Here is a 16305-nt window from a genome sequence, read left to right as displayed (position 1 = left end):
GTCGTGCCGGGCCGGTGAGGGGAGCGGCCCGTTCCTCCGACGATCGCTTTTCCGTAGGCCCCAGTTGGGTTGCGGGGAGGTCACCGGTCGATATCGGCCGGTGTGTATAGTCGGGCGGCAGAAGTCCCCTACGCCAAGGAAAGACGAGGTCGCGCGGTGAAGAAGCTTCTCCTGGTCGCACTGGCCGCCATCGGCGGGCTCCTCGTGTACCGCCAGATCCAGGCGGATCGCGCCGAGCAGGATCTGTGGACGGAGGCGACTGACTCCGTGCCCGCAGGTTCGGGTGTGTGAGACAGAACAGCCTGTTTGCGAGCCCCGGTCGCCTGAGCGGCCGGGGCTTCGTGCTGTTGCGGGACCGTGACGCCTGTGCTCGTGAGTTCACCTACGCAAATCAATAGGTTGCTTGAGCAAAAAGGTGGGGAATTTCGGTCGGGGGCACGGGTGAGGGCACGCGACCACCGCCGTACGGCGCGGGCGCGGACACGGATCGGCGGGGCGCTGTTCCCCCTGGTGGCAGGCGCCCTGCCGGCCGTGGCGGCGCCCGGGGAGGCTCCCGCCGCGTCCGGCGCGACCGGATCCGGCGGAAGCGCCGGCCCGAGGACGCCGGCAAGAAGGGCGATTCGATGGCGTCCGCAGACAGCGATGGTGCCGGAGGGGCAGGATGGACCGGCATCGCGGCCGCCGCCGGGGCGGCCGTCATGGCTGTGCCGGCCGCCGTGTTCGTATGTGTACGCAGCCGCCGCGGGGCAGCCGCACGGACGACGAGGGGAAGCGCGTGATGAGGCAGCGCAGCAGGGGCCGGGCGACGCTGGCCGCGGTCGCGGCGATGTGCGCGGTGGCGGCGCTGCCGGGGCAGGCGTACGGGGCCGGTGGGCCCGCTGCGTACAGGTTCGATCCGAAGGCCGAGGCGGTCAGCGGCGCCGTGGTCAGCACCGACGCGACGGAGCTCACGGCCGGTTCGGTCTACCGGAGTTCGATCAAGTTCGGCCAGAAGCTCTACTACCGGCTGAACCTGGAGGCGACGACCAACGCGTACGTCTCGGCCGTCGTCGTGCCCAAGGACGGCGGCAAGGTCGCCTACGGGGACGGCATCGCGATCAGCATCAGGGACAACTCCGACCTTCGGTGCAGCTCGGAGAACGCCCACTTCGAGTCCGCGGAGTACCCGCGCCCCATCGCCGCGTACGCCTATCGCAACGTGAACAAGGGCAGCAGCGGTTGCCAGGGCGCCGGTAGGTACAACGTCCTGATCGAGCGGGAGAGCGAGGACACCTCGGGGCGCGGGGACTGGGAGCTGGAAATCCGGTACGCGTCGGAGCCGCAGCTCGCGAAGGGCGGGTCGACGCCGACCGAGGCGCCGGAGAACTGGCCGTCCGCCTCGCCGGAGCCGCCCACCCCGGTCAAGGACAACCGCAGGCACGGCGGCAGCGGTTACTACGACGCGACGAGCCTGGAAACCGGCGAGTGGAGGGACGAGGTCGTGCCCGGACAGACCCTCTTCTACCGGATTCCGGTGGACTGGGGCCAGCAGATCTTCGCCACCGCCGGCCTCGGCAACAGCACCGTTCCGGACGAGAACGACTACGTCAGCGGCGCGCTCGCGATGTCCCTGGACAATCCGGCGCACGGCCGCGTCGACAACGCGTCCCCCATGTCCTACTCGGGCAAGCCGGCCTCCATGTCCCTGGACCCGGTGCCTCCGGTGGCTTACCAGAACAGGTTCGCCTCCCGCAGCAGCGTCAGCGCGATGCGGTTCGCCGGCTGGTACTACCTGTCCGTGACGCTGAGTCCGGAGGTCGCCAAGCCCTACGGTTCCGAGCCGTTCCCGCTGACCCTCTCGGTCAAGGTCGAGGGGACGGCCCGGGAGAAGCCGTACGCGGGCGACGCCGGGATCTTCGGTGTCACCCAGGGCGACAAGGACATGGCGAGGAGCGGCCAGAGCGGCCCGCAGGCCGCCGAGAGCAAGAGCAGCAGCATGAAGCTGCTCGGTGCCGCCGGCATCGGCGCGGGCGCCGTCCTGGTGCTCGGACTGGGCGGGTGGACGCTGCTCGCACGGCGCGGGCAGTCCGCGGCCGCGGCACCGGCCGGCGCGGCCGACGGCGGGCAGCAGCATCCGTACGGAGGGCCGCCGCAGGCCTGGTAGCCGGACAGGGCCCGCGTCCGCCGGAGGCCCTGACTCAGGCCTGGGTCAGGGCCCAGATGCCCACGGCGAAGCAGATCAGCGCCACCAGCAGCACCGGGACCGCCACCTTCGTGGACGGTCCCGGCCGCTTCCGCGGAGCGGGTGCCGGGGTGGGCGAAGGCGGCATGACCTGGGGCGACGGTGCCGCGGCGAAGGGCTGCGGGGCACCGGCCCCGGAGTACGCCGGTCCGGGAGCGGGAACCTGCGCCCGCTGAGCGGTGTACGGACGAGTGAGAGCTTGGTCGTGCCGCACCGCCGCCGTGGGGGCCTGCGACAGGTCCGGTGCGGCGGCGGGGAAGGGGGCCGCCGTATGCGCCGGATGGTCCGTGGCGGGGGTGCCGGGCTGCGCCGCCAGGGGCGCGGAGCCGGTCTGCTGCGGGGGCGGCTGGAGGTGGAAGCTGCCCGTCTCCGACATCGGGGCCGGGGGCTGTCCGGACGGCTGCGGTGCGGCGTGCCGGCCCGCCTGCTGCCCGGGTTCCTGCGCGGCCCGCGCCTGACCGTGCGGGGCGACCGGGCCGCCGGGCCGCGGGGCGGGTACCGGCCCTTCGGGGCCGAAGCCGGCGGGCAGCGGGCCGATCTGGTCGAAGACCTCCACCGGCTCGTCCTCGGCCCCGGGCTCCGGCAGCATCTCGGCCGCGGCCGTCAGCGCCTTGCGCGCTCCCGTGGCCGTACGGAAGCGGGCCTGCGGGTCCGGTTGCAGCAGCCCCGCGAGCACCTGCCAGAGAGGCTCGGGGATGCCCTGCGGAGCGCTGGGTGTGCCGTACGTGGTGAAGTGCTCGACGAGCGCCTGCGAGTCGGGCTTCTGCCCCTGGAGCAGATACAGGGCGACGAGGCCGACCGCGAAGAGGTCCGCGGGGAAGTCCGGCTCCGCACCCATCATCTGCTCGGGCGCGAAGTAACCCGGCGTCCCCACCACGTAGTTCGTCTCGGTGAGGCGCGGCTCACCCTTGCGCATGGAGATACCGAAGTCCGACAGCCGCAGATGCGGCCGGCCGGTTCCGGTGGCCTCCATAAGGATGTTGGCGGGTTTGATGTCCCGGTGCACGACCCCCTCGGCATGCACCGTCGACAGACCGGACAGCAACTGGTCGAGCAGCGTGCAGACGAACCGAGGGGGCAGCGGCCCGTAGTCACCGATGACGTGGGCCAGCGAACCACCGCTGACGAGGTCCATGGTGAACAGGACCTTGTCGTCGTCCGCGGCCCAACTGGCCGGAGCGAGCACATGCGGATGCTCGATCCGCAGCGCCTGTTCCCGGACGAAGCGCAGCAGCGTGTGCGCGTCGCTCTGCTGGAGAACCTTGGCCGCCACATAACGGCGGCGCCGATGGTCCCAGGCACGCCAGACAGCTCCGACCCCACCGCGTCCGATCGGATCGATCAGCTCGTACCGACCGGCGAAGACCTCACCCATTGCGCTGCGCTCGCTCCCCGTTCCTGCCTCGGCCGGTGCGTGTGCCCGTGCCCGGATACTGCGGTGGCCGGGGTGCGGGGCCCCGGCCCGGTCAGCTCTGGTGTCCCTCGTAGTGCGCCACCGCGTCCGCGGTGCGTCCTGCCCCGTACACCTTGAGGAACTCTGCCAGTTCCGGGTGCGTCGGGGCGAGGGAGTCCGCGGCATCGATGATGTCACCGGCGGCCGCGACGGACCGCAGCAGCGACTGGATCTCGCGGACCACACGGCGCACGGTGGGAGCGCCGCTGGTCGACGACGTCTGGCTGGTGCCGGTGAGCACGGAGCCGCCCTGGGACTTCTTGATCTCTTCCATCCGGTCGGTGGCCTCTCCCGCGCTGACACTGCCGTCCGCGACCTGACTGGCCAGTTCCTGGAGCGCCTGGACTCGCTGGACCACTGCCGGATTGCCGATCTTCGCCCGCTGACCGCTCATGAGCTGGGAGAGCATGGGAGCGGACAGCCCGAGTGCTGCCGCCAGCCGGGCCTGGTTCAGCCCCAGATCATCGATCAGCCGACGGAAGAGCGCCCCCAGCGGTTCTCCGTACCAACTGCGCTGAAGTTCCCTGGCTCTGGCCGTTGCCTCTTGCTGTGCCGCATCCATAGCGTCTCCCCTTCGCCGAGGCTTCGCTGCTGCGAACCCCGACGAGCATCTTACGGAGCGTGGTCGTCGACCGGGAGCCCCTGTCTTTTGGAGGATTGAGGGGATCACCGGGTACTCTGGTCCGCGGCGGTGACCACGATGCCGGTGCGTCCGGCGCTGCCCGCTTCACGGGGCCTTAGCTCAGTTGGTAGAGCGCTGCCTTTGCAAGGCAGATGTCAGGAGTTCGAATCTCCTAGGCTCCACACCTTAAATGCCCTCTGATCTGCAAAAACGCAGATTCAGGGGGCATTTTTCGTGCCCGGTTGCCTGTCCGCCGCTGGGTGGCTGGTCCTCGCCCCCGACGCAGCGCTGTCAGCCCGTTCAGCGGCGCTGATCGGCTGCTGATCCGTGGCGTGCACCTTGGTTCTTGCCGGTCACCGGATCGGCGGCGAAGCAAGAACGAGAAGGACCTGTCATGACACTTGAGATCCCTGGCTTCGAGTACACCCGGCTGCCGGGCGCGGACGATGTCGAGCTGAACGTCGCGGTGGGCGGCAGCGGCAGCCCGGTCGTCCTGCTCCACGGCTTTCCCGAGACCCATCTGATGTGGCGGCACGTCGCCCAGGAGCTGGCCACCGAGCACCTGGTGATCGTTCCTGACCTGCGCGGATACGGGGCGAGCGACAAGCCGCGGGCCACCGGCGAAGACGTCTATTCCAAGCGCACCATGGCCGCCGACATCGTCTCGGTCGCTTCCCGGCTGGGCCACGAGCAGTTCGCCCTGGTCGGCCACGACCGCGGTGCCCTGGTCGCTTTCCGGGCGGGCCTGGACCACCCGGAGACCATCACGCACCTGGGCATCCTCGACGTCGTGCCGACGCTGGACATGTGGAACGTGCTGCGGGGCGTCTCCGCGGCGGTGGGCTACCACCTGTTCCTGATGGCGCAGCCCGCGGGCCTGCCGGAGACGATGATCGCCAACAGCGCGGACGCGTTCTTCGGCTCGTTCCTCGACGCCTGGGCCAAGGACCCGGCGGCGATTCCGGGCGATGTGCGCGCCGAGTACCTGCGGGCGAGTGCGGGGGCGGTGGACTCGATCGTCGCCGACTACCGCGCCTCTGCAGGCATCGATGTGGCCCAGGACCAGGCCGACTTCGACGCCGGCTCGCAGTTCGCGATGCCTGTCACCGTGATCCAGCAGGACTGGGGCTCGCAGCTCGGCTACGACGCCGCCGAGGTGTGGCGGGCGTGGGCACCCGACCTCGACCACCGCCTGACGCAGGCGGGGCACTTCATGGCCGAGGAGACCCCGGGCGAGATCGCGGCAGCGATCCGGGACCTGCTGGCCCGCTGACGCGGCCGGCGTACCGGGCCGCCTCGCTGCCCCTCCCTCGGCGATCCTTCCTCGAAGGCCACGCCCTGACCGCCCGCCCGGCGGGGGAGCCTGAGTGAGCGACGGCTCGGCTACGTTGACCTGGGTGGAGGCAGCACTCGCTCGGCTTCGTCACTGAGCACAGGGCGACTGACGTTTCGTGCCCCGGAAGGGAAGAGCAGCGGCATGCGGATCGATGTGCTCGGCGCGGTACAGGCATGGCACGACGACGGCCGGCCGATCAGCCTGGGCGGACCGCGCCACCGTGAGGTTCTGGGCCGCCTCGTCGCGGCCGAGGGGCGCATGGTCACCACCGAGAGCATGATCGACGACCTGTGGACCGATCCGCCGGCCGGCGCCGTGGGTGCCCTGCGCACCTTTGTCGCCGCACTGCGCCGGGCCATCGAACCGGACCGGCCGCCGCGCACACCGCCGCGGGTCCTGGTCACGCAGGGGACCGGGTACCTGCTGCGGCTGCCGCGCGCGGCGGTGGATGTCCACCGCTTCCAGGACGCCCTGGCCGCGGCCCGCCGTTCTCCCGGGAAGGCGGTGGATCTGGGCGAGGCGCTCGCCCTGTGGCGAGGACCGGCCTACGCCGACCTCCCCGACTCCGCCTGGGTCCAGCAGGAACGCACCCGACTCGAGGAACTGCGGCTGCAGGGCGTGGAACTGAGGGCGGACGCTGTTCTCACGTCCGGGGAAGGCGCCGGCCTGGTCGCCGAACTGGGCGGACATGTCGCCGAACATCCGTGGCGCGAGCCGGCCTGGGGACTGCTGGCCCGCGCGCTCTACCGCGACGGACGGCAGGCCGAGGCGCTGGACACCCTCCGCCGCGCCCGCAGCATGCTCGTGGAACAGCTCGGGCTGGACCCCAGCCCGCAGATGCGGCGCCTGGAAACCGACATCCTCAACAGGTCCTCCGACCTCGAACCGCCCGGCCGGCAGGACCCGGACCACTCACCCGTCGCGCGGCCCCGGCTGGGCCCGCGCACGACCGTGGAGCTGGCCCGCACCCTCGCCCTGGCCGGAGGCGACGCGCTCATCGGCTCGCGCCGCGACCGGCTGGCCGCCATCGCGGCCGCCGAACGCACGGGAGACATCACGCTGACCGCCCGCGTCATCGGCACCTACGACGTCCCCTCCATCTGGAGCCGCGCCGACGACTCCGCCCAGTCACGTGCCGTCGTCGCTGCGGCCGAACGCACACTCCGCCGGCTCGGCCCCGACGGCCCCGCCGACCTGCGCGCCCGCCTCCTGGCCACCGTCGCCAACGAGAGCCGCGGCGCCGATCTCACCGGCGCCGCCGTCGAAACCGCGCGCACCGCCGCCTCCGCCGCCGAAGCCCTGGCACGAGACCTGGAGGATCCCGCTCTGCTGGCCTTCGCCCTCAACGGCGTATTCATGCAGTCCTTCACGCGCCCGGGTCTTGCCGCACAGCGCGACGGCATCGGCGCTGAACTCGTCACGCTTTCCAGTCGGCATGCGCTGCCGGCCTTCGAGATCCTGGGCCATCTCGTACGCATGCAGTCCGCTTCGGCGCTCGGCGAACTCAGGACGGCAGCCGAGCACGCCGAGGCCGCGGAACTGCTCGCCGCCGCGCACGAATCCCCGCTCGTCCCCGTCCTCACCGCATGGTTCAGGGCTCGGGCCGTCGCCGCCCGCAGCGCAGAACCCGGCGGCCCCACCGCCGCGACGGCCGCCGCGGCCTACCGCGCCGCCGACAACGACCTCGCCGCGGCCGGAATGCCGGGCCTGCACCGCGGCCTGCTCCCGCTCGCCCTGCTCGGCCTGCGTCTGCTCCACGACCGGCCCGCACCCATCGGCCCCCACCTCGACTGGGGGCCGTACCTGCCCTGGGTGACGCCATTGGTCCTGCTGGCACAGGACCGGGTCGAGGAAGCCCGTACCGCCCTCACCGCGGTGCGCGAACCGCCCGGCGACCATATGCAGGAAGCCCTCTGGTGCCTCACTGCCCATGCCGCGGCCGGCCTGGACGAACCCGGGATCGCCGCGCGCGCGGCAACGGTGCTGCGTGACGCGCGGGACGAACACGCGGGCGCCGCCGGCGGCATGCTCACCCTCGGCCCCGTGAGGCGCTACCTCATCGAGGCCGAAGCCTGCGTCGAGGGGCACCACTGAGTGCGACGGTGTCCGGATGAGTTCGGATGGTTCCGCGCGTCACGCTGCCGGGCGCTCCTCCCTGGGCCGTCGGCGCAGACGGGTGTCGGTCAGCGCGGGGGACTTCCAGGCGCCGTCCGGCTGGTACAGGTTCGTACCGGGCGGGACGATCTCGTCGATGCGGTCGAGGGCCGAGTCGTCGAGGACGACCGAGGAGCCCTTCCGCAGAGCCTCCCACTGTTCTGCCGTGCGGGGGCCGACGATGACCGAGGTGACGGCCGGATGGGCGAGCGGGAAGGCCACCGCCAGCTCCGGCAGGGTGCAGCCGATGTCCGCGGCCAGTTCGGCGAGCCTGTCGGCGGCCTCCAGCTTGGTGATGTTCTCGGGGATAGAAGGATCGAAGCGGGCGGGGTTCAGCCGCGCCCGCCCCGAGGTGAGATCGACGGCTCGTCCTGATCGGTACCGGCCGCTCAGGAAGCCGGAGGCGAGCGGACTCCACGTCAGCACCCCCATGCCGTGGCGCAGGGCCGTCGGCAGCACGGAGGTCTCCACGCCGCGCGCGAGGAGCGAGTACGGGGGCTGCTCGGTGCGGAAGCGCTGGAGGCCGCGCCGCTCGGCCACGTGCTGGGCGTCGGCGATCTCCTCCGCCGGGAAGGTCGACGAGCCGAACGCCCTGATCTTGCCCGCTCGTACGAGGTCGCCGAGTACTCCGAGCGTCTCCTCGATGTCCGTGGTGTGATCCGGCCGGTGCACCTGGTAGAGGTCGATCCAGTCGGTGTCGAGCCGCCGCAGGCTCGCCTCCACCGCCTGGGTGATCCAGCGGCGTGAGTTGCCGCTCCGGTTCAGGCCCTCGCCCATCTGGAAGTGGACCTTCGTCGCGAGTACGGCCTCGTCCCGTCGGCCCGATGCGCGCAGCGCCTTCCCGACGATCACCTCGGACTCACCGGCCGAGTACATGTCCGCCGTGTCGATGAAGTTGACGCCCGCGTCCATCGCGGCGTGGATGATCCGCGCGCTCTGCTCGTGGTCGGGGTTGCCGACCGCGCCGAACATCATCGTGCCCAGGCAGTACGTGCTCACGTCGATGCCGGTGCGGCCGAGCGTGCGGTATCGCATGGTGGTGCCCCCTCGCTGGTCAGGCTGTGCACGGCGTCACGGGGTGGACCGTGGTGCGGCGCACTCTAGGAGCTGGAGTGGGCTCTATGGCAAGGAAGTCGCCCCGTGCGGGAGGGGTTTCCCACGGGGCGTCGTACCGGCGAAGCCGCTCTGAGCCGATATGTAGCACGACGGCGTCACACGTCGACGGGCGCCGGAAGACCCGAGGTCTTCCGGCGCCCGTCTGTCGTGCCGGTGCTCAGCCGCCGTTCAGGAGCGGTCGTCCGGGTCCGTGCCGTCCGGTCCGTCCGCCTCCGCGTCGGCCTGCTTGGCCTGGACGTCGGGATCGAGGACCGTCGAGCCGCTCCCGTCGACCGAGGTCAGCGGGGCACGGTCGTCCACCTCGGTGGGGGCGGGCGGCTCGACCAGCCAGTCGGGGTTGGCCTGCCTGTCCCACCAGCGCCAGACGACATAGGCGCCGCCCGCCACGAGGCCGGCCACGGCCAGCCCCTTGAACGCCCGGCCGGCCGTGGCCCGCCGCTCGTGCTTCCGGGTCAGCTTCCTGATCTCCTTCGCCGTGACCTGCCCGCGCAGAGCGGCCAGCGCGGCGGTGCTGCGCGCGGTGGCCTGCTCGGCGACCGGCTGGGCGGCGGCCATCGCGTGCTCGACGCGGGGGACGGTGTAGTCCGCAGCGCTCCGGGCGGCCTGACGGGTGCGGAGCGCGGCGCGCTGCGCGGCCTCGTCGACCTTGGGGGGCACATGCGTAAGGGCCAGTTCAATACGTGGTGCGAGGTGCGCGCCGTACTGGACGCGGGCTTGCTGAGCTGCCTTCGAAACCTTCGGCGCGAGCAGCGTACGGGCTTCCTGCGCATAGTGAGCGGCCTGTTCCCTGGCCGTGTCGGCGTAGGGGGCCACCACTTCCGCGGCGTGCTGCACGCTGTCCCTCGCCGAGTCGGTGGCGGCACGCACGCTGTCGATGCGGGTCACGGGATCCTCCTCCTTGGTGGCGGGTTGGTACTCCGCCTATCCACCCAGTTCGAGATCATGCCTACACGGGGCTTGTGCGGCATCTGGGGCGGGCATCCGGGTCATTCAGGTCATGAGGGACACCCTCGGGCAATGAGGTGCAAGGGGAGCCTGTCGACGACAATGCCACGGTTCGGCCCGGCACGCGCCGGTTCGTCACGCACTTGGCCGCATTCCTTTCCGCCGTAAGCGGCAGCGCCCGCCCGGGGCGGGCGCCGGGGAGGTGGCGGGCGAGGCGGGTGGCGAGGGGTGAGAGGCCCGTGCGGCGCGGGCGGGCCGGACGGCGCGGGGCGTGGTCCGTGCGAGGATCGGTGGACGTCAGAGCAGACTTACGGAAGGCAGATCGTGGCCGAGCAGCTTTACGCCACCTTGAAGACCAATCAGGGTGACATCGAGGTCCGGCTCCTGCCGAACCACGCGCCCAAGACGGTCAAGAACTTCGTCGAGCTCGCCACCGGTGAGCGCGAGTGGATCCACCCCGCTACCGGGAAGAAGTCCAAGGACCGGCTGTACGACGGCACCGTCTTCCACCGCGTCATCAGCGGCTTCATGATCCAGGGCGGCGACCCGCTGGGCAACGGCACGGGCGGCCCGGGATACGAGTTCGGTGACGAGTTCCACCCCGACCTCGCCTTCACCAAGCCGTACCTGCTGGCCATGGCCAACGCCGGCCCGGGGACCAACGGCTCGCAGTTCTTCCTGACGGTGTCCCCGACCGCCTGGCTGACCGGCAAGCACACCATCTTCGGTGAGGTGGTGGACCCGGCGAGCCAGAAGGTCATCGACACGATCGCGGCCGCGCAGACCAACGCGCGCACCGACCGTCCGGTGCAGGACGTGGTCATCGAGTCGGTCGCCGTCGAGACCCGCTGATCGCCGAACGTCGCCGGCCGCTCACTCTCCGGTCCGCCCGGGAACCAACTGCCCCGCCCGTCCGTACTTGATGAAAGAACGGACGTGCAGGGTGGCTCGGTGTGCCCTGCCGTGATGACGAGGACCGAGGGGACCGGGAAGTGATGGGACCGATGGACCAGCAGCCGCCGGGCGAGCAGAACGCGTCCGCTCCCGTGGACGGTCCGGTCGTCTGTTACCGCCACCCGGGCCGTGAGACGTCGATCCGCTGCACCCGCTGCGAGCGCCCGATCTGCCCGGACTGCATGGTCAACGCCTCGGTCGGCTTCCAGTGCCCGGACTGCGTCCGTCAGGGATCAGGTACGGGGCACAGCCCGGCCGCCAGCCGTCCGCGCACGCTCGCCGGCGGTTCGGTCGCGGCGGATCCGAGGCTGATCACCAAGATCCTTCTGGGGATCAACGTCGCGATGTTCCTCGCGGTGCTGGCCAACAGTGCGCTGGTCGACGACCTGGTGCTGCTCGGCCGGGCCAATTTCTACTACGGCGGTCCGCCCGAGGGCATCGCGGAAGGCCAGTGGTACCGGCTGGTGACGTCGATGTTCCTGCACCAGGAGGTGTGGCACATCGCCTTCAACATGCTGGGGCTGTGGTGGCTCGGGGGTCCGCTGGAGGCGGCGCTCGGCCGGGCCCGCTACCTCGCGCTCTACCTGCTCTCGGGGCTGGCGGGCAGCGCCCTGACCTACTGGCTCGCGGAGCCGAACCAGCCCTCGCTGGGTGCCTCGGGCGCCATCTTCGGGCTGCTGGGCGCCACCGCGGTGCTCATGCGCCGGCTGAACTACGACATGCGCCCGGTCTTCGCGCTCCTCGCGCTCAACCTGATCATCACCTTCAACCCCTGGGGCGGAATCGCCTGGCAGGCACATGTCGGCGGGCTGATCGCGGGCACGCTGATCGCGATCGGCATGGTGCACGCCCCGCGCGAGCGGCGGAATCTGGTGCAGTACGGCACCTGTGCCGTGGCCCTGGTCGTGGTGGTCCTGATCGTGGTGCTCAGAACGGCCTCGCTGACGTAGGAAGCACGCCGTCAGCTCGATACGGACCGTTTGTGATCGAAGTTGTCCACAGCGTGCACCTGATCTTGTGCATTCAGTGGGTACAACTGTGCCCCTTGTCGCTGAGCTGGGTTTTTCCAGCAGAGACAAGGGGCGTGCCGCCCCGCTCGGGGGCGGCACCAGTCACATCGGCGTCAACGGTCAAGGAGTTATCCACAGATCGTCTGACCTTTTCCCCCGCCTGTGGATAACGCTGTGGGTAACTCAGGGCAAGGGTTGTGGGACAGCTCTCAGGCGCTCCGCGGGGCTACTTCCACTGGGTGGAGACGCCGAAGCCGCCGGCGATGAAGCCGAAGCCGACGACGATGTTCCAGTTCCCCAGTGCCTTGATCGGCAGATCGCCGTCGGTCACATAGAAAACGACGATCCAGGCCAGACCGATCAGGAACAGCGCCAGCATGACCGGCGCCACCCAACTGCGGTTGGTCAGCTTTATGGTGGTTGCCTGCTTCGCCGGAGGGGGCGTGAAGTCGGCCTTCTTGCGGATACGTGACTTCGGCACGAGGAACTCTCCTGTCGATGCGCTGCGTTACCGCGCAGGGAACTGTTGGCTGACGCCGGACGTGGCGCGAGGGGGAAACGCTGCCTCCCCCGGGCGTCCGTTAGCGTAGTGCTTCCGTGGCGCCGAAGGAGATAAGGGTACGTTGAGCAATTCTGCCGACTCTCCCCCAGGGCCGGTCCGGCGCACCCTCCGGTACCCGGTCAGAGTGCTCACCGCTGCCGTTTTCGCCCTCGCCGGCCTCATCTTCGTCACCAGTGCGAACACGGCCAAGGGCACCAACATCCGCACCGACTCCTCACTGCTGAAGCTCTCCGACCTCATCCAGCAGCGCAGCGAGAAGAACGCGGGCCTGGAGGAATCCGCCGCGTCCGTGCGCGGTGACATCGACGCCCTCGCCCAGCGCGACGACGGCAGCACCCGCGCGGAGGACGCCCGGCTCAAGGCGCTTGAGCGGGCCGCCGGCACCGCGAAGCTCTCCGGCCGAGCCGTGTCCGTCACCCTCGACGACGCCCCGCCGAACGCCACCGCGAACCCCGGCTACCCCGATCCGCAACCCAATGACCTGGTCATTCACCAGCAGGACCTGCAAGCGGTCGTCAACGCCCTGTGGCAGGGCGGAGCCGGTGGCATCGAGGTCATGGACCAGCGGCTGATCTCCACCAGCGCGGTGCGCTGCGTCGGCAACACCCTGATCCTCCAGGGCCGGGTCTACTCGCCGCCGTACAAGATCACCGCCGTCGGCGACCCCGGCAAGCTCAAGCAGGCGCTCAACGCCTCCCCGGCGATCCAGAACTACCTGCTGTACGTGAAGGCGTACGGGCTCGGCTGGAAAGTCGACGAGCGCCAGGCGATGACTCTTCCCGGTTACTCGGGCACAGTGGATCTCCACTATGCGGAGCCGGTGAAGTAGCGAGCAGCTGCGGGGAGGCCGACCGGTGTCGGTGCGACTGATCGTCAGGACGTTCAGTGAACTGTGCATCACGATCGGTGCCCTGATCGTCCTGTTTGTGGTGTACGTACTGTTCTGGACCGGAGTGAAGGCCGCCGGTGCGACCGAGGGACAGATCGACGACCTCCAGCGCCAGTGGGCGCGGGGGACGGTGTCCACACCCGCCCCGTCCACACCCGCCCCGTCCACACCCGCCCCGTCGGCATCCGCCGCACCCGGATCGCCCGAACCGGACGCGAAGTCCCCGGCCCCCAAGGCGTACCGCGACGGGAAGCCGTTCGCGATGCTCTACATACCCCGCTTCGGCAAGGGCTGGGAGTGGCCCGTCCTGGAGAACACCGAGGTCAAGACCTTGCAGAAGGGCCTCGGGCACTACCGAGGCACCGCCCGCCCGGGAGCCACCGGCAACTTCGCGGTGGCCGGCCACCGCCGCACGTACGGCGATCCCTTCAAGGACTTCCCGAAGCTGCGCCCCGGGGACCCGGTGCTGGTGACGGACGGGACGACGTGGTTCACGTACCGCATCGACAAGAAGCCCTACCGCACCGTGCCGAGCGATATCGGTGTCATCGACCCCGTCCCGCGCAAGTCCGGTTTCGACGGGCCCGGCCGCTATCTGACGCTGACCACCTGCGAGCCCGAGTGGGGCAGCAGCCACCGGCTGATCGCCTGGGCGCACCTGGACGCGACCCAGCCCGTGACCGACGGAAGACCGGCGGCTTTCCACAGCTGACCCACGGCCCTGCCCCGGCCCTTTAGTCTGGTCCCGTACCGAATGGAGGGGTCAGTATGTACGGCTGGATCTGGCGTCATCTGCCGGGCAACGTGTGGCTGCGCGGGGTCATCTCGCTCGTCCTCGCCCTGGCGGTTGTCTATGTGCTGTTCCAGTACGTCTTCCCGTGGGCGGAGCCGCTGCTTCCGTTCGGCGACGTGACGGTCGACAGCGCGGGCGCGACGGGGGCCGGCCGATGAGCGCCCGCATCCTGGTCGTCGACAACTACGACAGCTTCGTCTTCAACCTCGTGCAGTACCTGTACCAGCTGGGTGCCGAGTGCGAGGTGCTGCGCAACGACGAGGTGACCACGGCCCACGCCCAGGACGGCTTCGACGGCGTCCTGCTCTCGCCGGGCCCCGGCACCCCCGAGCACGCGGGCGTCTGTATCGACATGGTGCGGCACTGCGCGGCGACCGGAGTCCCGGTCTTCGGGGTCTGCCTCGGGATGCAGTCGATGGCGGTGGCGTACGGCGGTGTCGTGGACCGCGCCCCCGAACTGCTGCACGGCAAGACGTCCCCGGTGACCCACGAGGGCAAGGGTGTCTTCGCCGGTCTGCCCTCCCCCTTCACCGCGACCCGCTACCACTCGCTCGCCGCCGAACCGGACACGGTTCCCGAGGAGCTGGAGGTCACGGCGCGCACGCCCGACGGCATCATCATGGGGCTGCGGCACCGGGAGTTCGCGGTCGAGGGAGTGCAGTTCCACCCGGAGTCGGTGCTCACCGAGCACGGTCATCTGATGCTGGCGAACTGGCTGGCGCAGTGCGGTGACGCCGGAGCCGTCGAGAGGTCGGCGGGACTCGCGCCGGTGGTGGGCAAGGCCGTCGCGTGACCCCACCCCGCCACGGTCGCGACGCCGGTCAGGACGGCCCGCACGAAGAGGGGACGTACGAGGCCGCAGGCGCGTTCGAGGCGGCGGTCGGCCAGTTGGCGGACCCGTTGAACGACCCGTTGCCGGGGGAGCACGCCTCACCCTGGTCCCGGGTGGAGGACAACGTCGGGGGGACGGCGGACCCGGGCAGCGCGCCGGGCAGCGCCGGTACGCCGTCTGCGCAGGCGCCACACGGGCCGCAGGCGGCTCAGGACCCTCCGCGTGAGTGGTACGACCCCGAGGGGTACGAACGGGACTGGTACGGGCGGCAGGCGCCCGTAGCGGCGGCCCCGGCCGCAGTGCCCCCTCGCCAGGACGAGACCGTCGCACTGCGGACGCCGGGCACCCGGCGAACAGTCCCCCCGGTAGTCCCCCGCGCACGGACGGAACACCGCCCGGAACACCGCCCGGAACCGGAACGCGATCCGGCGGCCGAGGACGCCACGGAGGTCATGGCAGCAGTACCTGCCGGACCGGTCGGATCAGTCGTACCTGCCGGACCGGTTGTACCTGCCGAATCTGCCGTAGCTGCCGGACCGGATGCGGGCCCCGCGGGACCTGAGGAGTCCGCGGAGGCCCCCGGTACCGGGGGCCGGGCCGAGCGGCGCCGTGCGGCCAGGGGCCGCGGCCGCAGACGGCCCGACCCGCAGCCGGGGCCGGGATCCGGACCGGCCGGCCCCGCGAAGCCGATGTCACGCGTCGAGGCGCGACGGGCGGCGCGGGCGGCCAAGGACAGCCCGGCGGTCGTGGCCAGCCGGGTGGTCGGCGAGCTGTTCATCTCGCTGGGCGTGCTGATGCTGCTGTTCGTCACGTACCAGTTGTGGTGGACCAACGTGCGCGCCGACCAGATCGCCGGCAACGAGACGCACAAGATCCAGGACGACTGGGCCAGCGGCAAACGTGCCCCCGGCGCGTTCGAGGCCGGGCAGGGTTTCGCCATCATCCACATCCCGAAGCTGGACGTGGTCACGCCGATCGCCGAGGGCACCAGCAAGGACAAGGTCCTCGACCGCGGCATGGTCGGCCACTACGGGGAGGACCCGCTGCGCACGGCGATGCCCTCGGCCAAGCAGGGCAACTTCGCGCTGGCCGGCCACCGCAACACCCACGGCGAGCCGTTCCGCTACATCAACCGGCTGAGCCCCGGCGACCCGATCGTGGTCGAGACGCAGGACGCCTACTACACGTACGAGATGACGAGCGTGCTGCCCCAGACCTCGCCGTCCAACGTGTCGGTGATCGGGCCGGTGCCGCCGCAGTCCGGATTCACCAAGCCCGGTCGGTACATCACATTGACGACCTGTACGCCCGAATTCACGAGTACGTACCGATTGATCGTCTGGGGCAAGATGGTCGACGAACGGCCGCGCAGCAAGGGAAAGCCCGACGCGCTCGTGGGCTGAACGGGCCGAACATCA

The 16305-nt window shown here is 70.7% G+C and carries 16 protein-coding genes and 1 tRNA gene; 12 read left to right on the top strand and 5 right to left on the bottom strand.

What is annotated here, in order from left to right; all coding sequences use genetic code 11:
- Positions 1-156: 156 nt before the first annotated feature.
- Positions 157-291: a DLW-39 family protein gene (locus ACIO3R_RS22945; RefSeq protein ID WP_003958712.1), complete on the top strand. Its 135-nt coding sequence runs from the start codon at positions 157-159 to the stop codon at positions 289-291.
- Between the two features lie 487 nt (positions 292-778).
- Positions 779-2143: a hypothetical protein gene (locus ACIO3R_RS22940; protein WP_402108238.1), complete on the top strand. Its 1365-nt coding sequence runs from the start codon at positions 779-781 to the stop codon at positions 2141-2143.
- A 34-nt stretch (positions 2144-2177) separates the two neighbouring features.
- On the opposite strand, the gene ACIO3R_RS22935 is transcribed toward ACIO3R_RS22940, so the two are convergent.
- Together ACIO3R_RS22935 and ACIO3R_RS22930 are read right to left on the bottom strand one after the other, a co-directional pair.
- Positions 2178-3596 carry a serine/threonine protein kinase gene (locus ACIO3R_RS22935; protein ID WP_385035804.1) on the bottom strand — a complete coding sequence of 473 codons (1419 nt, stop codon included), beginning with the start codon at positions 3594-3596 and terminating at the stop codon, positions 2178-2180.
- Positions 3597-3687: 91 nt separating this feature from the next.
- The gene (locus ACIO3R_RS22930; RefSeq protein ID WP_363022810.1) at positions 3688-4236 is read right to left on the bottom strand and encodes a helix-turn-helix transcriptional regulator; all 549 of its coding nucleotides are present in this window, start codon (positions 4234-4236) and stop codon (positions 3688-3690) included.
- A gap of 169 nt (positions 4237-4405) precedes the next feature.
- Between ACIO3R_RS22930 and ACIO3R_RS22925 the strand changes: the two genes are divergently transcribed.
- The 3 genes from ACIO3R_RS22925 (at position 4406) to ACIO3R_RS22915 (ending at position 7726) form a co-directional block, all read left to right on the top strand.
- A tRNA-Ala gene (locus tag ACIO3R_RS22925) sits at positions 4406-4478 on the top strand.
- Positions 4479-4690: 212 nt separating this feature from the next.
- A complete protein-coding gene (locus ACIO3R_RS22920; RefSeq protein WP_385035805.1) occupies positions 4691-5569 on the top strand; it encodes an alpha/beta fold hydrolase in 879 nt (292 codons plus the stop codon).
- A gap of 204 nt (positions 5570-5773) precedes the next feature.
- Complete coding sequence (locus ACIO3R_RS22915) at positions 5774-7726, top strand: BTAD domain-containing putative transcriptional regulator (protein ID WP_402108234.1); 1953 nt, start codon at positions 5774-5776, stop codon at positions 7724-7726.
- Between the two features lie 39 nt (positions 7727-7765).
- On the opposite strand, the gene ACIO3R_RS22910 is transcribed toward ACIO3R_RS22915, so the two are convergent.
- Positions 7766-8821, bottom strand: a complete 1056-nt coding sequence (locus ACIO3R_RS22910; RefSeq protein WP_402108231.1) for an aldo/keto reductase — start codon at positions 8819-8821, stop codon at positions 7766-7768.
- A gap of 249 nt (positions 8822-9070) precedes the next feature.
- Positions 9071-9787, bottom strand: coding sequence for a DUF5324 family protein (locus ACIO3R_RS22905; protein WP_385035808.1), 717 nt, complete (start codon positions 9785-9787; stop codon positions 9071-9073).
- A 384-nt stretch (positions 9788-10171) separates the two neighbouring features.
- On the opposite strand from ACIO3R_RS22905, the gene ACIO3R_RS22900 reads away from it, so the two are divergent.
- On the top strand, positions 10172-10699 hold the full coding sequence (locus ACIO3R_RS22900) for a peptidylprolyl isomerase (RefSeq protein WP_385035809.1): 528 nt from the start codon (positions 10172-10174) through the stop codon (positions 10697-10699).
- Positions 10700-10851: 152 nt separating this feature from the next.
- Entirely contained in the window at positions 10852-11751 is a 900-nt protein-coding gene (locus ACIO3R_RS22895; RefSeq protein WP_402108227.1) for a rhomboid family intramembrane serine protease, read from the top strand.
- Between the two features lie 286 nt (positions 11752-12037).
- On the opposite strand, the gene crgA is transcribed toward ACIO3R_RS22895, so the two are convergent.
- Positions 12038-12292 carry a cell division protein CrgA gene (gene crgA, locus ACIO3R_RS22890; protein ID WP_363021021.1) on the bottom strand — a complete coding sequence of 85 codons (255 nt, stop codon included), beginning with the start codon at positions 12290-12292 and terminating at the stop codon, positions 12038-12040.
- Positions 12293-12434: 142 nt separating this feature from the next.
- Here crgA and ACIO3R_RS22885 point away from each other — a divergent pair, with 142 nt between their 5' ends.
- From ACIO3R_RS22885 to ACIO3R_RS22865, 5 genes are read left to right on the top strand one after another with little or no spacing between them, the layout of a single operon-like run.
- On the top strand, positions 12435-13202 hold the full coding sequence (locus ACIO3R_RS22885) for a DUF881 domain-containing protein (protein WP_385035812.1): 768 nt from the start codon (positions 12435-12437) through the stop codon (positions 13200-13202).
- Between the two features lie 25 nt (positions 13203-13227).
- Positions 13228-13974: a class E sortase gene (locus ACIO3R_RS22880; protein ID WP_402108224.1), complete on the top strand. Its 747-nt coding sequence runs from the start codon at positions 13228-13230 to the stop codon at positions 13972-13974.
- Between the two features lie 56 nt (positions 13975-14030).
- Positions 14031-14213 (top strand): hypothetical protein, encoded by a 183-nt coding sequence (locus ACIO3R_RS22875; protein WP_385035814.1) that lies wholly within the window; start codon positions 14031-14033, stop codon positions 14211-14213.
- Complete coding sequence (locus tag ACIO3R_RS22870; RefSeq protein ID WP_363068199.1) at positions 14210-14848, top strand: aminodeoxychorismate/anthranilate synthase component II; 639 nt, start codon at positions 14210-14212, stop codon at positions 14846-14848. The genes ACIO3R_RS22875 and ACIO3R_RS22870 overlap by 4 nt, the downstream gene beginning before the upstream one ends.
- Positions 14845-16290, top strand: coding sequence for a class E sortase (locus ACIO3R_RS22865; protein WP_402108222.1), 1446 nt, complete (start codon positions 14845-14847; stop codon positions 16288-16290). Before ACIO3R_RS22870 ends, ACIO3R_RS22865 begins: the two co-directional genes overlap by 4 nt.
- The last annotated feature ends 15 nt before the right edge of the window (positions 16291-16305 follow it).

This window comes from Streptomyces sp. NPDC087428 (genome assembly GCF_044744085.1).
GTDB lineage: Bacteria > Actinomycetota > Actinomycetes > Streptomycetales > Streptomycetaceae > Streptomyces.
Note: the sequence above shows the minus strand (reverse complement) of the source record. Positions and strands in the feature narration are given on the sequence as shown.